This window comes from Bradyrhizobium cenepequi, assembly GCF_020329485.1.
GTDB lineage: Bacteria > Pseudomonadota > Alphaproteobacteria > Rhizobiales > Xanthobacteraceae > Bradyrhizobium > Bradyrhizobium cenepequi.
This window is the reverse complement of sequence record NZ_JAGKJI010000023.1, coordinates 1-15,211: the sequence shown is the minus strand read 5'-3', so window position 1 is coordinate 15,211 and position 15,211 is coordinate 1. Positions and strand designations below refer to the sequence as shown.

Annotated in this window: 12 protein-coding genes; 5 read left to right on the top strand and 7 right to left on the bottom strand. The window is 64.0% G+C overall.

What is annotated here, in order from left to right; translation table 11 throughout:
• Positions 1-167: 167 nt before the first annotated feature.
• Both J6497_RS22985 and ppc read left to right on the top strand, forming a co-directional pair.
• The gene (locus J6497_RS22985; protein WP_225706556.1) at positions 168-1,715 is read left to right on the top strand and encodes an acyl-CoA synthetase; all 1,548 of its coding nucleotides are present in this window, start codon (positions 168-170) and stop codon (positions 1,713-1,715) included.
• 102 nt (positions 1,716-1,817) lie between these two features.
• Positions 1,818-4,607, top strand: coding sequence for a phosphoenolpyruvate carboxylase (ppc, locus tag J6497_RS22980; RefSeq protein WP_225706555.1), 2,790 nt, complete (start codon positions 1,818-1,820; stop codon positions 4,605-4,607).
• Positions 4,608-4,665: 58 nt separating this feature from the next.
• Here ppc and J6497_RS22975 read toward each other — a convergent pair whose 3' ends face one another.
• The 4 genes from J6497_RS22975 to J6497_RS22960 all read right to left on the bottom strand — a co-directional run bounded on the left by J6497_RS22975 (position 4,666) and on the right by J6497_RS22960 (position 8,522).
• Positions 4,666-5,778, bottom strand: a complete 1,113-nt coding sequence (locus J6497_RS22975; protein ID WP_225706554.1) for an SMP-30/gluconolactonase/LRE family protein — start codon at positions 5,776-5,778, stop codon at positions 4,666-4,668.
• Between the two features lie 137 nt (positions 5,779-5,915).
• Positions 5,916-6,830, bottom strand: a complete 915-nt coding sequence (locus J6497_RS22970; protein WP_225706553.1) for an SDR family NAD(P)-dependent oxidoreductase — start codon at positions 6,828-6,830, stop codon at positions 5,916-5,918.
• A gap of 134 nt (positions 6,831-6,964) precedes the next feature.
• Positions 6,965-8,104 carry a thiolase C-terminal domain-containing protein gene (locus tag J6497_RS22965; protein ID WP_225706552.1) on the bottom strand — a complete coding sequence of 380 codons (1,140 nt, stop codon included), beginning with the start codon at positions 8,102-8,104 and terminating at the stop codon, positions 6,965-6,967.
• Between the two features lie 4 nt (positions 8,105-8,108).
• Positions 8,109-8,522 carry a Zn-ribbon domain-containing OB-fold protein gene (locus J6497_RS22960; RefSeq protein ID WP_225706551.1) on the bottom strand — a complete coding sequence of 138 codons (414 nt, stop codon included), beginning with the start codon at positions 8,520-8,522 and terminating at the stop codon, positions 8,109-8,111.
• Between the two features lie 217 nt (positions 8,523-8,739).
• On the opposite strand from J6497_RS22960, the gene J6497_RS22955 reads away from it, so the two are divergent.
• The 3 genes from J6497_RS22955 to alkB all read left to right on the top strand — a co-directional run bounded on the left by J6497_RS22955 (position 8,740) and on the right by alkB (position 11,517).
• Entirely contained in the window at positions 8,740-10,089 is a 1,350-nt protein-coding gene (locus J6497_RS22955) for an amidase (RefSeq protein WP_225706550.1), read from the top strand.
• Positions 10,082-10,768 carry a DUF2848 domain-containing protein gene (locus J6497_RS22950; RefSeq protein ID WP_225706549.1) on the top strand — a complete coding sequence of 229 codons (687 nt, stop codon included), beginning with the start codon at positions 10,082-10,084 and terminating at the stop codon, positions 10,766-10,768. Before J6497_RS22955 ends, J6497_RS22950 begins: the two co-directional genes overlap by 8 nt.
• Positions 10,769-10,866: 98 nt before the next feature.
• Positions 10,867-11,517: a DNA oxidative demethylase AlkB gene (gene alkB, locus J6497_RS22945; RefSeq protein ID WP_225706548.1), complete on the top strand. Its 651-nt coding sequence runs from the start codon at positions 10,867-10,869 to the stop codon at positions 11,515-11,517.
• 124 nt (positions 11,518-11,641) lie between these two features.
• Here alkB and J6497_RS22940 read toward each other — a convergent pair whose 3' ends face one another.
• From J6497_RS22940 to hpaD, 3 genes are read right to left on the bottom strand one after another with little or no spacing between them, the layout of a single operon-like run.
• A complete protein-coding gene (locus tag J6497_RS22940) occupies positions 11,642-13,270 on the bottom strand; it encodes a thiamine pyrophosphate-dependent enzyme (RefSeq protein WP_225706547.1) in 1,629 nt (542 codons plus the stop codon).
• Positions 13,271-13,289: 19 nt separating this feature from the next.
• A complete protein-coding gene (locus J6497_RS22935) occupies positions 13,290-14,159 on the bottom strand; it encodes a fumarylacetoacetate hydrolase family protein (protein ID WP_225706546.1) in 870 nt (289 codons plus the stop codon).
• Between the two features lie 8 nt (positions 14,160-14,167).
• Positions 14,168-15,151, bottom strand: a complete 984-nt coding sequence (hpaD, locus tag J6497_RS22930) for a 3,4-dihydroxyphenylacetate 2,3-dioxygenase (RefSeq protein ID WP_225706545.1) — start codon at positions 15,149-15,151, stop codon at positions 14,168-14,170.
• Positions 15,152-15,211: the final 60 nt, after the last annotated feature.

The window sequence follows — 15,211 nt, the reverse complement described above, 5'->3', positions numbered from 1 at the left end:
CCGTCACGCACCGCCCTCATCCCGAGGAGCCGCGTTAGCGGCGTCTCGAGGGATGGGCCGCGGGCGCGAGGGGGGCCTCATAGTTCGAGACGGCGCTGCGCGCCTCCTCACCATGAGGATCAATGGCCGGAGCAAGTCTGGCCTTCAGCAGCAACGAAGAACAAGAAATGAGCGAAACCTCCCAACTCTTCCTCGGCATCATCAGCGGCGATCGCAGGCGGACGCATCAGGAGGTCGCCGAGCGCACCGAGCGCATCGCCAGCGGCTTGCGGAAACTCGGCGTCCGCGAGGGCGACAGCGTGTGCATGCTGATGCGCAACGACATTGCCTTCATCGAGGCCGCCTACGCGGCGATGCGGCTCGGGGCTTATGGCGTGCCGATCAACTGGCACTTCAAGCCGGAAGAGATCAACTACGTGCTGACGGATTCCGGCACCCGCGTCCTGATAGCGCACGCCGATATGCTGCATCCGCTGCGCGAAGCAATCCCTGCCGGCGTCACCGTGCTGAGCGTGCCGACGCCGCCGGAAATCCTCGCCAATTACAAGATCAATCCTGATCATCTCGGCGCGCCGGATTTCGCTGTTGATTTCGAGCCCTGGCTTGCGAAACACCCGCACTACAACGGCCCGGCGGTGCCACAGCCGCAGAACATGATCTACACCTCCGGCACCACGGGCCATCCCAAGGGCGTCCGCCGCTTCGCACCGACGCCCAAACAGGCGGCCGATGCGGAAGCGATGCGCGCCATGATCTATGGCCTCAGGCCCGGCGTCCGTGCGCTGCTGCCAGGCCCGCTCTATCATTCCGCGCCGAATTCGTTTGGCCTCCGCTCCGGCCGGCTCGGCGGCGCGCTCGTGCTGATGCCGCGCTTCGATGCTGAAGATTTCCTCAGCTCAGTCGAGGAGCAGCGGATCGACACCGTCTTCATGGTGCCGACCATGTTCATCCGCCTGATGAAGCTGCCGGAGAAGGTTCGCAGGAAATATGACGTGTCCTCGTTGCGCCACGTCATCCATGCCGCCGCGCCGTGTCCAGCCGATATCAAGCGCGCGATGATCGAGTGGTGGGGGCCGGTGATCTACGAGTTCTACGGCTCGACCGAGTCAGGCGCCGTGACGTTTGCGAATTCCGAGGATGCTTTGAAGAAGCCCGGCACCGTCGGCAAGATCTCGCCGGGCGCCGAGCTGCGCTTCATCGGCGAGGACGGCAAAGCGCTGCCGCCCGGCGAGATCGGCGAAATCTATTCGCGCATCGCGGGCAATCCGGATTTCACCTACCACAACAAGCCGGAGAAGCGCGCCGAGATCGACCGCGACGGGTTCGTCACCTCAGGCGACGTCGGCTATATCGACGAGGACGGCTACGTCTTCATCTGCGACCGCAAGCGCGACATGGTGATTTCGGGCGGGGTCAACATCTATCCGGCCGAGATCGAGGCGGTGCTGCACGCCATTCCCGGCGTGCATGATTGCGCGGTGTTCGGCATACCCGACGCCGAGTTCGGCGAGGCGCTGATGGCGGTGGTCGAACCGCAAGCTGGGGCGAGGCTGGATGTCGTTTCGATCCGTTCCCAGCTCAAGACCTCGCTCGCCGATTACAAGGTGCCCAAGCACATCGAAATCGCGACCAACCTGCCGCGCGAGGATTCCGGAAAGATCTTCAAGCGCCGCCTCCGCGACCCCTATTGGGAGCAGGCGGGAAGGAGGATTTGAACTGATAATGACGATGTGTGCGCCGCCTCCAACTTCATCTTGCGCTGCGGCAAAAAACTTGCACACTTCGGGGCTGCCGGGCAGCTGCTGGAGTGATCGGCCATGTCTCCTCAGACCGTGCCTTCCGAGACCGAAGCCCGCGCCAATCGCGCCGAGGACAGTCAGGCCCTCGAGGAGGATGCGCGGCTGCGCAACGACATCCGTCTGCTCGGGCGCGTCCTCGGCGACACCGTGCGCGACCAGGAGGGCGCCGATGTCTTCGATTTGGTCGAACGCATCCGCCAGACCTCGATCCGGTTCCATCGTGATGAAGACCGGCTGGCGCGGCGGGAGCTGGAATCCATCCTCGACGGCATGTCGATCTCGGAGACGGTGCGGATCGTCCGCGCCTTCAGCTATTTCTCCCACCTCGCCAACATCGCCGAGGACCAGAACAACATCCGCCAGATGCGGGGACGAGGGGCCGGCGGGCCGCGCCCGAGCCTTTTGATGCAGGCCCTGGATCACGCGCAGCAGGCCGGCTTCAGCCCGGACCATCTGCGGCGTTTCTTCAAGAATGCCCTGGTCAGCCCGGTGCTGACAGCGCATCCGACCGAGGTCCGGCGCAAGAGCACGATGGACCGCGAGATGGAGATCGCAGGCCTGCTCGACCGGCGCGAACGGTTGCAGATGACGCCGGAAGAGAGCGAGGCCAGCGACGAGCAGCTTCGCCGCGCCGTGGTGACGTTGTGGCAAACCAATCTCTTGCGCCGGACCAAGCTCACGGTGCTGGACGAGGTCACCAACGGCCTGTCGTTCTACGACTACACCTTCCTCCACGAGGTGCCGCGCTTGCATTGCGCGCTCGAGGACCGGCTCAACAAGGAAGGCGGCGAGCCGGGCAAGCTCGCCTCGTTCCTGATGATGGGAAGCTGGATCGGCGGCGACCGCGACGGCAACCCGTTCGTCACCGCCGACGTCATGCGCGGCACGCTGCGGCTGCAGTCGAGCCGGATATTGAGCTTCTATCTGGAAGAGCTGCACCTCCTCGGCGCCGAATTGTCCCTCGCGGTGAACCTCGCCGACGTCTCCGACGAGCTGCGGACCTTGGCTGAGCGTTCGCCCGACACCTCGCCGCATCGGAGCGGCGAGCCCTATCGGCTTGCGGTATCCGGCATCTTCGCCCGCCTGGCCACCACCGCCGAGAAGCTGCAGGTCGAGATCACGCGGCGACCGGTCGGCAAAGCCGAGCCCTATACAGACGTCAACGAGCTCAAGGCAGATCTCGACGTGCTCGACCGCTCGCTGATCGCTAACAACTCCGCCGTCGTCGCGCGCGGACGCCTTCGGTTGCTGCGGCGCGCGGTGGATTGCTTCGGCTTCCATCTCGCCCGCCTCGACATCAGGCAAAACTCTGCGGTGCACGAGCATACCGTCGCCGAGCTGCTCGACGCCGCGATATCAGGCATGTCCTACATGGCGCTCGGCGAGGACGCCCGCATCAGCCTGTTGCTCGGCGAGCTGCGGAATGCGCGTCCGCTCTGCTCGCCCTTTGTGAAATACAGCGAAGAGACGCAGAGCGAACTCGCCGTGTTCCGGGCAGCCGCCGAAGCGCATGCGACCTTTGGTCCGGAGGTGATTTCCCAGTGCATCATCTCGATGTGCAAGGGCATCTCAGACATGCTCGAGGTTGCCGTGCTCCTGAAAGAGGTCGGGCTCATCAATCCCTCCGGTCGCAGCGCTATCAACATCGTGCCGCTGTTCGAGACCATCGAGGATCTGCAGGCCTCCAGCTCCATCATGGACCGCATGCTGGCGCTGCACGACTACCGCCGATTGGTGGACAGCCGCGGCGGCGTGCAGGAGGTGATGCTCGGCTATTCCGACAGCAACAAGGACGGCGGGTTCGTCACTTCCGGCTGGGAGCTCTACAAGGCGGAGATCGGCCTCGTCGAGGTGTTCGAGCGCCATCACGTGCGCCTGCGCCTGTTTCATGGCCGCGGCGGCTCGGTGGGTCGCGGCGGCGGCCCGAGCTATGACGCCATCATCGCCCAGCCCGGCGGCGCCGTTAACGGCCAGATCCGGATCACCGAGCAGGGCGAGATCATCTCCAGCAAATATTCCAATGCCGAGGTCGGCCGCAACAATCTGGAGATCCTTGCCGCCGCGACGCTCGAGACCAGCCTGTTGCAGCCCTGGCAAAGCGCGCCGCGCGCCGAATATCTGAAGGCGATGGAGCAGCTCTCTGCGCTCGCCTTCAAGGCCTATCGCGGCCTCGTCTACGAGACCGACGGCTTTGCCGATTATTTCTGGGGCTCGACCGTCATCAACGAGATCGCGACGCTCAACATCGGCAGCCGTCCGGCATCGCGCAAAAAGACCCGCGAGATCGAGGATCTCCGCGCCATTCCCTGGGTGTTCTCCTGGGCGCAGTGCCGGCTGATGCTGCCGGGCTGGTACGGCTTCGGCAGCGCGGTGGAGACCTGGATCGCCGAGCGCCCCGAGCAGGGCATGCCGTTCCTGCAGGAGCTTTACAGGGAATGGCCGTTCTTCCGCACGCTGCTCTCCAACATGGATATGGTGCTGGCAAAGAGCTCGATCGCGATCGCCTCGCGCTATGCCGAGCTGGTGCCGGATGCGGAATTGCGCGAGAAGATTTTCGGCCGTATCCGCCGCGAATGGCATCTCTCGATCGAGACGCTGCTGGACATCATGGGCCATGAGCGGCTGTTGCAGGGCAACCCGCTGCTCGAACGCTCGATCCGCAATCGCTTTCCTTATCTTGACCCGCTGAACCACGTGCAGGTCGAGCTCTTGAAGGAACACCGCGCGCAGAACCCGGACGAGCAGGTGCTGCGCGGCATCCAGCTCACCATCAACGGGATATCCGCGGGGTTGCGGAATAGCGGGTAGGGAAGGGCGAATAGCGAACGACGCTTCGCCATCCGCCACTTCCTATTCGCCGACCGCGTCAGCAGTGATGCGCGCCCTGCGTCTCCACATAGACCGCGTAGAGCGATTGGCTCGCGGTCATGAACAGGCGGTTGCGCTTCTTGCCGCCGAAGCAGACGTTGGCGCAGGTCTCGGGCAGCACGATCTGGCCGATCCGCGTGCCGTCGGGAGCGAACACCTGCACGCCGTCATAGCCCGGTCCGACCCAGCCGGCGCCGACCCAGATATTGCCGTCGATGTCGACGCGCAGGCCGTCTGGGAAGCCCGACTTGCCGTCGAGCTTCATGTCGATCAACTGCTTCGGGTTGGAGAGCTTGTCGCCGTCGATATCGTAGCTCCAGACCACATTGTTGGCGTTCGGGTAGTGCGTAATGCCGGTGTCGCAGACATAGAGCTTCCTGTAATCATGGCTGAAGGCGATGCCGTTCGGCTTGAACGGCTCGTCGGCGACCTTGGTGATCTGGCCGGACTGCCCGTCGATCCGGTACACCGCCTCCTTCTGGTAGGGCTGCACCGAGTTGGTGTTGGCGCGCTGCCCCTCATAGATCGAGATCGCGCCGTAACCGGGATCGGTGAACCAGATCGACTTGTCGTTGGGGTGGACCACCATGTCGTTCGGCCCGTTCAGCGGCTTGCCGTTGGCTTCCTGGGCCAGCGTGGTCACCGTACCGTTGTGTTCGAAACGCACCAGCCGTGTGCGTTCGGCTGAAATCTGCCGGCCCTCGAGATCGAAAGAGTTGCCGTTGCTTTCATTCGACGGCTTGCGGAACTGCTCGGAGATGTGGCCGTCATCGTCGAGATAGCGAAGCTGCCGGTTGGCAGGGATGTCGCTCCAGACCAGATATTGCCCTTGCGCGTTCCAGGCAGGCCCCTCGGCCCACAGGCAGCCCGTGTAGAGACGCTTGATCGCGGTGTTGCCGACTTTGGCCTTGAAGCGCTTGGGATCGATTATGACGATATCAGGATCAGGATAGCGCTGTGGCTCGGCGTTGCGACCGAAATCGCGGGCGAAGGCTTCTGGCGCCACCGCCGCAGTCGCAGCAATCGCGGTTGCACCGCGCAAAAGCGTCCGGCGGTCGAGCCCGATCGCGCCGCCGTCCTGCTGGTTGGGTGAATTGATTGGTTTGTTCATGGCTTCCTCCCAGGCTTTTTTGTTGTTGGGAAGGAACCCATGCGCCCGCAATCCGGCATAAAGCGGGCAAGCGTGGAGAAACAACCACAGATCGCGTCGTCCCGGACGCATGCCGGGACGACAGTGTCACAAAATTATCAGATCGCGTCCCAGCTGAAGACGTCGGCAGAGCGGTCAAGCTTGTAAAACGATGGCTTGAGCGCAGGGATCGCGTGCTCGGCGATGGTCTGGGTCGTCCAGCCTTCGCCGCGGTGCACCGAGCGGATCGGGCGCGACTGGCCCATCAGGAAGATCTCATTCATGCGCACCGCAAAAATCTGTCCGGTGACGTCCTTGCCGGCGTCGCTGAGCAGATAGGCGCAGAGCGGCGCGATCTTCTCCGGCCCCATCTGCTGGATCTGCTTCACGCGCTCCTTCTCGGCTTCGGTCTCGGTCGGGATGGTGCCGATCAGCCGGCTCCAGGCGAATGGCGAGATGCAATTCGAGCGCACGTTGAAGCGGCTCATATCGAGCGCGATCGACTTCGACAGGCCGACAATTCCGAGCTTGGCGGCCGCGTAATTGGCCTGGCCATAATTGCCGACCAGGCCGGAGGTCGAGGTGAAGTGCACGAAAGAGCCGCTCTCCTGCTCGCGGAACAGCCGTGCCGCGGCGTGAGAAACATAGAACGAACCCATCAGGTGCACCTTGATGACGGACTCGAAGGCCTCCACGCTCATGCGATGGAAGATGGCGTCGCGCAGAATGCCGGCATTGTTGACGACGCCATCGAGCTTTCCATAAGTGTCGACCGCTTGCTTCACGATCTTGCTGGCCGGAATCGCTTCCGCCACCGTCTCGAAATTGGCGACCGCAGTGCCGCCGCGCTTCTTGATCTCCTCGACCACTTCTTCGGCGGGCGCAGCGCTGGTGCCCGAACCGTCGGCGGTGACGCCGGGATCGTTGACCACGACCTTGGCGCCTTCGGCGGCGCAGAGCAGCGCTATCTCGCGCCCGATGCCGCGGCCTGCGCCGGTGACGATGATGACCTTGTCCTGCAGTGATTTTGTCATGGAGATTTCTCCTGTTGTCTCCGTCATTCCGGGATGCGCCGAAGGCGCAGGCCCGGAATCCATGGCGCCACCGGATAACGTGGTGAAATGGATTCCAGGCTCGCGCTTCGCGCGCCCCGTAATGACGAAAGGGGTTAGCGTTCGTTCGTGAAGATGATCGTGCCTGATGCCGCGAACATGCCGCCGACGCCGTGGCAGACCGAGATCTTCGCGTCCTTGACCTGTGCCGCCGCGATCCCGCGCATCTGGCGCACGCTCTCCTGCAGCGCGTACATGCCGTACATGCCCGAATGCATATAGGAGAGGCCGCCGCCGTTGGTGTTGAGCGGCAGCTTGCCGCCGGGGCGTGTGTTGCCGTCGGCGATGAACTGGCCGGTCTCCTCATAGGGCATGAAGCCGAGGTCGCCGAGGCCATAGAGCGGCAGATGCGCAAAGGCGTCGTAGATCATGAGATGGTCGACATCCCCATGCGTGATGCCGGCTTCCTTGAAGGCGAGGGGGCCTGCGACCTTGAAAGCGCGTGAGGAGTTGAAGGTCTCCATCTGGCTGACCATCGGCGTTTCCACGCTCTCGCCGGTGCCGAGAATGTAGACCGGCTTCTGCGGAAAGTCCTTGGCGCGGTCGGCGGAGGTCAGAATCAGCGCGCCGCCGCCATCGGTGACGAGGCAACACTGCAGGAGGCGGAAGGGATAGGCGATCATCCGCGAATTGAGGACGTCGGCAACCGTGATCGGCTCCTTCATCGTCGCGCGCGGATTCTTCGCCGCCCATTCGCGCTGTGCCACGGCGACCATCGCAATCTGCTCATGGGTGATGCCGTGGGTCTTCATGAAGCGCAGCACTGGGATCGGGAACATGCTCGGCGGCCCGTACACGCCGAACGGCGCCTCGAACTGGCCGTTGAGGCTGTCCGGCGGCGTATAGCGCGGCTGCTTGCCGATCATCGACTTGCCGCTTTCGGCGTGCGTGATCAGCACCGTTTTGCACAGCCCCGTCTCGATCGCCGCCGCGGCATGCCGGACATGCAGCATGAACGAGCAGCCGCCGACAGAGGTTCCGTCGACCCAGGTCGGCTTGATGCCGAGATAGTGACAGACCTGCGGCGGCGTCTCGACCGCAGTGGCGAAGCCGTCGATGTCGGAGAGCTTCAGCCCCGCATCGGCGATGGCATTGAGCGCCGCGTCCGCGTGCAACTGGAGCTGTGACATGTTGGGGATGACGCCGAGTTCGGTGGTCTCGGCTGCGCCGACGACGGCAACCTGGTTCCTGCGCATCTCTTTAACCCTTCGCCGGACGGAACAGGGGAAGCGTGATCTTGTCGTCGAGCTTCTCGAACGCAACTTCCAACTTCATATCGAGCTCGAGGGCTTCCGGTGTCTGCGGGCAATCGATGATGTTGCTCATCATGCGCGGGCCCTCGTCGAGTTCGACCACCGCGATGGCGTAAGGCGGCGTGAAGCCGGGCGCGGCGGGACGGTGATTGATGACGTAGCTGTAGAGCTTGCCCTTGCCGCTCGCCTTGAACACGCTGACCTTGCGCGAGGCGCAGGACGGGCAGAACGGGCGCGGCGGGAAGTAGACATGCGAACACGCGTCGCAGCGCTGCAGGCGCAATTCGCCGATCTGCGTGCCATCCCAGAAGTGCTGGGTTTCCGGCGTCGGTTTCGGTTTTGCGCGTGCAGCTTCGGCCATTCGGCATCCTCCCTGGATCAGGCCGTCAGGCCTCATTCAAAAACTTGATGCGACAATTGACTATCCGCCGTCAACGGTCCAGCGTTTCCCATCGCATGGCTGTAATCCGAAGACGAGAGCGCGCTTGTATGCCAGCCTGTCTCGGGCAATAGTCCGCCACGCGGCAAATCCGCCGCGCTTCAAGCAACGCGTCCGAAGAGACCTGAAATCGAAAGCCATGCCAGACAATCCGACCCTTGCCTCACTCGCCGCAGACCTCGAGAGCGGCCGCATCACGGCCCGCCAACTGGTCGAGCAGTGCCTCGCCGAGATCGCCGATCCCGCAGGCGAGGGGCAGCGCGTCTTCATTCACGTCGACAAGGAAGCCGCGCTCGAGGCTGCCGATGCGATGGACCGCCTGCGCAAGGCGCATGCGGCGCCGTCGCCCTTTGCCGGCATTCCCGTCTCGATCAAGGACCTCTTCGACATCAAGGGGCAGGTGACCCGCGCCGGCTCCCGCGCGCTGGAGGACTCTGCGCCGGCGGAAGCCGATGCCCCCGTCGTGGCGCGGCTTCGCGCAGCCGGTTTTGTTGTGATCGGCCGCACCAACATGACCGAGTTCGCCTATTCAGGCATCGGCATCAATCCCCATTACGGCACGCCGAAGAGCGCCTACAACCGCAGCGTCGGCCATGTGCCCGGCGGCTCGTCGTCTGGCGCGGCGGTATCGATCGCCGACGGCATGGCGTTCGGCGCGCTCGGCACCGATACCGGCGGCTCGTGCCGGATCCCTGCGGCGTTCAATGGCATCGTTGGCTACAAGCCGACGCAGCGGCGAATCCCGCTCGATGGCGGTGTGCCGCTGTCGTTCTCGCTCGACAGCTACGGGCCGCTCGCCAATTCGGTGGCCTGCTGCGCGGCACTCGATGCGGTGCTTGCCAACGAGCCGCTGACGGCGCTGCAGCCCCGACCGATGAAGGGTCTGCGGTTCGCGGTGCCGACCACGGTTGCGCTCGATGACCTCGATGATGCCGTTGCAAAAACGTTCGACCGTGCGCTGTCGGCGCTGTCGAAGGCGGGTGCGCTGATCGAAAAGATCGAGGTGCCGGAGTTCCTCGATGTCGGCATCATGAACGGCAAGGGCGGCTTCGCGGCTTCCGAAAGCTATGCTTGGCACCGCTATCTGCTTGCCAGCAAGGGCGACATCTATGATCCCCGCGTCGCGACGCGCATCATGCGCGGGGAGGGATATCTCGCCGCCGACTACATCGACCTGCTCAACGCGCGGAAGTCCTTCATTGCGCGCACCGAGAAGCGCATCGCGCCCTATGACGCGCTGCTGCTGCCGACCACGGCCAACACGCCGCCAAAGATCGCGGACCTCGACGACGACAAGGCGTTCACCGCGGAGAACCTGCGCGCGTTGCGCAACTGCACGCTGATCAACGTACTCGACGGCTGCGCCATCTCGCTGCCGGCCCATCGTGCAGATGATGTGCCGGTCGGCCTGATGGTGGCGGCGGCGGGCGGATCGGATCGCCGCATCTTCGAGATCGCGGCTGGAATGGAGACCATCATCCGTGTATGACCTCACCTTCACCATCGACGACAAGGGCCTGCCAACGCCGCTGACGCTCGCCATCGACCAGGCCGTGATCGCCGGCTGGACCGGCCGTGATCCGGTGGCGCGCGACAAGCATATCGCCGAGCTGGAGGCGCTCGGCATTGCAAGGCCGGCGACGACGCCGATCTATTACCGCTGCTCGGCGCGGCGGCTGACCACCGAGGACTCGATCGAAGTCTGCGGCGAGGATTCCAGCGGCGAGGTCGAGTTCGTGCTGATCGGCTGGCAGGGCCGCATCTTCGTCGGCTGTGGCTCCGATCACACCGACCGCAAGGTCGAGAGCTACAGCGTCACGGTTTCAAAACAGATGTGCGACAAGCCGATCGCTTCCGAACTCTGGGAGCTGGAGGATGTCATCGATCACTGGGACCGGATGATCCTGCGCTCCCATGCCTGGATCGATGGCAAGCGCGTGCTGTACCAGGAAGGCACGCTCGCCGGCATGTTGCCGGTGAAGGAACTGATCGCGCGCGGTTTCGGCGACGATGGCCTGCCCGACGGCTGCGCCATGTTTGGTGGCACTTTCGCCGCCAAAGGCGGCATCCGTCCGGCGAGCCGGTTCGAGTTCGAGCTGGAGGACCCTGTGCTGAAGCGAACGATCCGCCATGCGTATGACGTGGTCACGCTGCCGGTGCTGGGCTAGGTAGCCGCTCGCAATGACGCCTGAAAATCGGAAATCGGGTGGTGGACAGTCCGCGGATCTGCCACCAGCTTAGCGATGCTAAAGTGAGTGTAGCGAATTTGACGGCTGACTTATTCGATAGCATTGCGGAGCGCCCAGCGCAGGAAGCAATCGCGGATGGCGCGGTGATCCTGCGCGGATTTGCGCACGCCGTCGGGTCTGAGCTGATCCCGGCGTTGCGCGAGATCGTCGCGCAGGCGCCGTTCCGGCGCATGTTCACGCCCGGCGGTTATCAGATGTCGGTGGCGATGACCAATTGCGGCCCGGTCGGCTGGGTCACCGATCGCAGCGGCTATCGTTATGACGGCATCGATCCCGAATCCGGAAAGCCCTGGCCGGCGATGCCGCCTTCATTCTTGCGCCTGGCGCGGGAGGCCGCGGCCGAGGGCGGCTTTGACGACTTTGCGCCGGATGCCTGCCTGGTCAATCGTTACGAGCCAGGCACAAAGCTGTCGCTGCACCAGGACAGGGACGAGACGGATTTTGCGGCGCCGATCGTCTCGGTGTCGCTGGGCCTGCCTGCGATCTTTCTGTTCGGCGGCCCAAAGCGCAGCGACAAGCCGGCACGGCATCGGCTGACGCATGGCGACGTCGTGGTGTGGGGCGGACCGTCGCGATTGTTCTTCCATGGCGTCGCGCCACTCGCCGATGGCGAGCACGCCGTGCTCGGCCGCCAGCGGATCAATTTAACTTTCCGCAAGGCGCGCTAAAGAGATTGTCTCAGCTGTCATTCCGGGGCGCGACGAAGTCGCGAGCCCGGAATCTATGTCACCATACGACCTCTTGGCACGATGGATTCCGGGCTCGCGCTACGCACGCCCCGGAATGACGGTGCTAAGGTTTCGGCGGATGGATGAACGCCCACGGCGAGACTTCCGAATCCGTGGGTACCTCGATCGAAATCACATAGGGGCCGCCATCGGCCAGCGCCTTTTCCAACGCGGGACGGAAATGATCGGGCGAGGTGACGCGCGCAGCTCCTGCGCCAAAGGATTCCGCAAGTTTCACGAAATCCGGATTGACTAGGTCGGACGCCACCACGCGGCCGTCAAAACGTTCGCGCTGGTCGCGCCGCACATTGCCATAGGAATTGTTGTTGAACACCAGCGTCACCACGCCGATGCGATACTGCACGGCGGTGGAAAGCTCCTGCACGCCGAACATGAAGCCGCCGTCGCCTGTGATCGCCACCACCGGCTTGTCCGGATGGGCCACCTTGGCGCCGAGCGCGGTCGGAAAGCCGGAGCCGAGCGTGCCCTGATAGCCCGAGGTGATGAAGGTGCGTGGCTCGTAGACGGGAAAGCCGTACCAGGAAGCGAAACCGACCTGTGACAGCTCATCAGTGACGATCGCGTTCGAAGGCAGTACTTCGCGAAGGACCTTCAGGTACGCCATCTGCGGCTGGATGCGCTGGATCTCGCGCTCGGCCGCCGCGGTCGCCTCTCGGATCGCCGCGCGCCGGCCACTGTCCTTGCCGGGGCCGGCCTTGCGCACGGCCGCGAGCAACTCGGCGGTGCCCGCCTTGGCATCGCTTGCGATGGCGGCGTCGGGCGTGAGCCGGCGCATCTCGACGGGATCGATGTCGATGCGGATCAATTTGATGCCATCAGGCTGGTACGGCCAGCGGAATCCTGAGGCTGGCAATTCCATGCGGGTGCCGATCCCGATCATCAGGTCGGTCGTCGGCCACAATTTGTAAGCGGCCGCCATCGTCAGCCCCAGCTCATGCGCATTAGAGACGATGCCGCGGCCGCTGCGGAAGGCGACGACGGGCGCGTCGATCATTTCCGCGAGTTCAAGTATTTCCTCGCCCGCATCGATCGCTCCGCTGCCGACGAAGATCATCGGCGTCTTGCTCGCTGCGATCAGCGCAGCGGCAGCCTTGATCCTTTCAGGGTCGGGCAGTGGCGCCGGAAATGGCTCGAACGGCTGTGATGGGCCGACCGCTGCGCGCTGGGTGAAGACATCCCAGAGCATCTCGAGCGATGCCGGCCCGCGCCGTCCCGACAGCATCTCCTGGAATGCGCGCGACACCATCGCCGGCGCCGCATCGGGATATTCGATGCGATCGGCCCATTTCACGAAGGTGCGCAGCGTCGCGAGCTGGTCAGGCATCTCATGCAGGTGGCCGCGGCCTTTGCCGAGGAAGGCGGTCGGCACCTGCCCGGTGAGGCAGAGCACGGGCTCGTTGCAGCCGAAGGCGGTGAGCAGCGCCGCGCTGGCGTTGAGCACACCGGGGCCGGGCACTACACTGAACACGCCGGGGCGGCCGCTCGAGCGCGCGTAGCCGAAGGCCATGTAGCCGCAGGCCTGCTCGTGCCGCGCGCCGATCACCTTGAGCTGGGCTTGATGGAAGGCGTCGAACAGGCCATAGATTTGCGCGCCTGGCAGGCCGAACACCGTGTCGACGCCGTGGGCGACAAGCCCGTTGACGATCGCTTCGCCGCCGCTGGTTGAGCTCATCTTGCCATCCATCTGCGTATTATACTTCGTCGATCACGCCGTTGCGCAACACACCGACGCCTTCGGCCTCTATCTCAACGATATCGCCGGGCTTGAGGTAGCGCGGCGGATCGAACCGTGCGCCGGCGCCCGTCGGCGTGCCCGTGACGATGACATCGCCGGGAACCAGCGTGGTAAAGGTCGAGATATAGTTGATGAGGTAGCGGAAGCCGAAGATCAACCGCCCGGTGCGATCATCTTGCCGTGTCTCGCCGTTGACGCGCGTGGTCAGGCGGATATCCGCGATCTGTGACTCGTCCGTGTAGGGAACGATCCAGGGACCGAGGCTGCCTGTGGAATCGAAATTCTTGCCCTGCGTGACGTTGAACTTGGCGTGCCGCACCCAGTCGCGGATCGTGCCTTCGTTGCAAAGCGTCATCGCTGCGACGTGATCGAGCGCTGTGCTTTCCGGGATATGCCGTCCGGCCTTGCCGATCACGAGTGCCAACTCGCCTTCGTAGTCGAGCTGCGCGGACGCGCGCGGGCGGACCAGCGGCGTGTTGTGCCCGACGAAAGAGCGCGGCGTGCGCATGAACATGCTCGGATATCTCGGCGCATCGCTGCCGTCCTTGTATTCGGCGTTGCGGTCCGGATAGTTGACGCCGATGCAGATGATTTTTTCCGGCAAGGAAATCGGCGGCAGCCAGGTGACAGCCTCGACCGCATAGTCCGGCGCACGACGCGTGGCATCGTCCACGAGCCGCGCCAGTGCGCCGGCCGCGATCGCCTCACGCAGCGCCGGAAACTCCTTCGCAAAGCGCGCGGAGAGATCGACGATTCCGCTATCGGTCACGGCGCCATACCGCGTGACACCGCCGATCGAATAGGTTGCGAGACGAGGTGGCGGCATCGGCTCGCTCAGTCTGCAATCGTGACATCGGCAACGAACAGCGGCTCGCGCACGGCCTGTCCGGTGAACAGCGAGCCCTGCTCGAACCAGGAGCGTGGGGCGGGCGCGCCCCACAAGGTTTGGCGCCGCGGGTCCTTCAGCGACCAGCGGTGCGGCTCATGGTCGTGATCCCCAGTGAAATAGTCGCTGGTGTAGAGCTCGAGGCGATGGCCGTCGGGATCTCTGACATAGAGGAAGAACGCATTGGAAATGCCGTGGCGGCCGGGCCCGCGCTCGATGTTCTTCAGAAAGCCGCTGGAGGCCATCACGTCGCAGAGATGCAGGACGTTCATTGCCGTCGGCACCCAATACGCGAAATGGTGCAGGCGAGGGCCCTTGCCATTGGTGAAGGCGAGGTCGTGCACATTGCCTTTGCGATGCATCCATGCCGCAGCAATCCGTCCATTCGGGCCATCCTCCTCGCCATATTCGGTGAGGCGGAAGCCGAGCCGCGCGTAGAAGTCGATGGTGTCCTGCAACTCGGCGGCGAAGACATTGAAATGGTCGAGCCGCTGCGGATGGCAGCCTTTGTAGAGATCGTAGCGGCGCAAGAGGTGTGGCCGCTTCTCCATCGCAGCATAGAGCTCGAGCTGGAAGCCGAACGGATCGGAGAATTGCAAGGTGCGGCCCTGGAACGGCTGGTCGACGAAGCGATAGTCGATGCCGTGCTCGGAGAAGAACGCCGCCGCATTGTCGAGATCGCCGTCGTTGCCGACCTTGAAGCCCAGCCGGTTGCAGGCCGCAGCTTGCGCCTTGCGCAGTACCAGCGAGTGGTGCTGACGCTCCTCGGCGCCGCGCAAGTAAACCGCTTTGTCGTCCGCATCCTCGACATGCAGCCCAACGGTGTTCTCGTAGAACGCGCGGCTGGCGCCGAGGTCGGTCACGTCGAGCACGACGTGGCTGCAGCGGATGATGTTGAACGGCGGATCGAAGACGTGCTGCGGAACGGGCATGGTGTTTTGCTCCCAAGACTCTAGGCGGTCTTCGTCTTCACCTCTCCCATAGGGAGAGGT

What these genes read in the sequence shown, in the direction of transcription:
- J6497_RS22985 (WP_225706556.1), top strand. Translation starts at nt 168, where the DNA reads ATGAGCGAAACCTCCCAACTCTTCCTCGGCATCATCAGCGGCGATCGC.
- ppc (WP_225706555.1), top strand. Translation starts at nt 1,818, where the DNA reads ATGTCTCCTCAGACCGTGCCTTCCGAGACCGAAGCCCGCGCCAATCGC.
- J6497_RS22975 (WP_225706554.1), bottom strand. Translation starts at nt 5,778, where the DNA reads ATGAACAAACCAATCAATTCACCCAACCAGCAGGACGGCGGCGCGATC.
- J6497_RS22970 (WP_225706553.1), bottom strand. Translation starts at nt 6,830, where the DNA reads ATGACAAAATCACTGCAGGACAAGGTCATCATCGTCACCGGCGCAGGC.
- J6497_RS22965 (WP_225706552.1), bottom strand. Translation starts at nt 8,104, where the DNA reads ATGCGCAGGAACCAGGTTGCCGTCGTCGGCGCAGCCGAGACCACCGAA.
- J6497_RS22960 (WP_225706551.1), bottom strand. Translation starts at nt 8,522, where the DNA reads ATGGCCGAAGCTGCACGCGCAAAACCGAAACCGACGCCGGAAACCCAG.
- J6497_RS22955 (WP_225706550.1), top strand. Translation starts at nt 8,740, where the DNA reads ATGCCAGACAATCCGACCCTTGCCTCACTCGCCGCAGACCTCGAGAGC.
- J6497_RS22940 (WP_225706547.1), bottom strand. Translation starts at nt 13,270, where the DNA reads ATGAGCTCAACCAGCGGCGGCGAAGCGATCGTCAACGGGCTTGTCGCC.
- J6497_RS22935 (WP_225706546.1), bottom strand. Translation starts at nt 14,159, where the DNA reads ATGCCGCCACCTCGTCTCGCAACCTATTCGATCGGCGGTGTCACGCGG.
- hpaD (WP_225706545.1), bottom strand. Translation starts at nt 15,151, where the DNA reads ATGCCCGTTCCGCAGCACGTCTTCGATCCGCCGTTCAACATCATCCGC.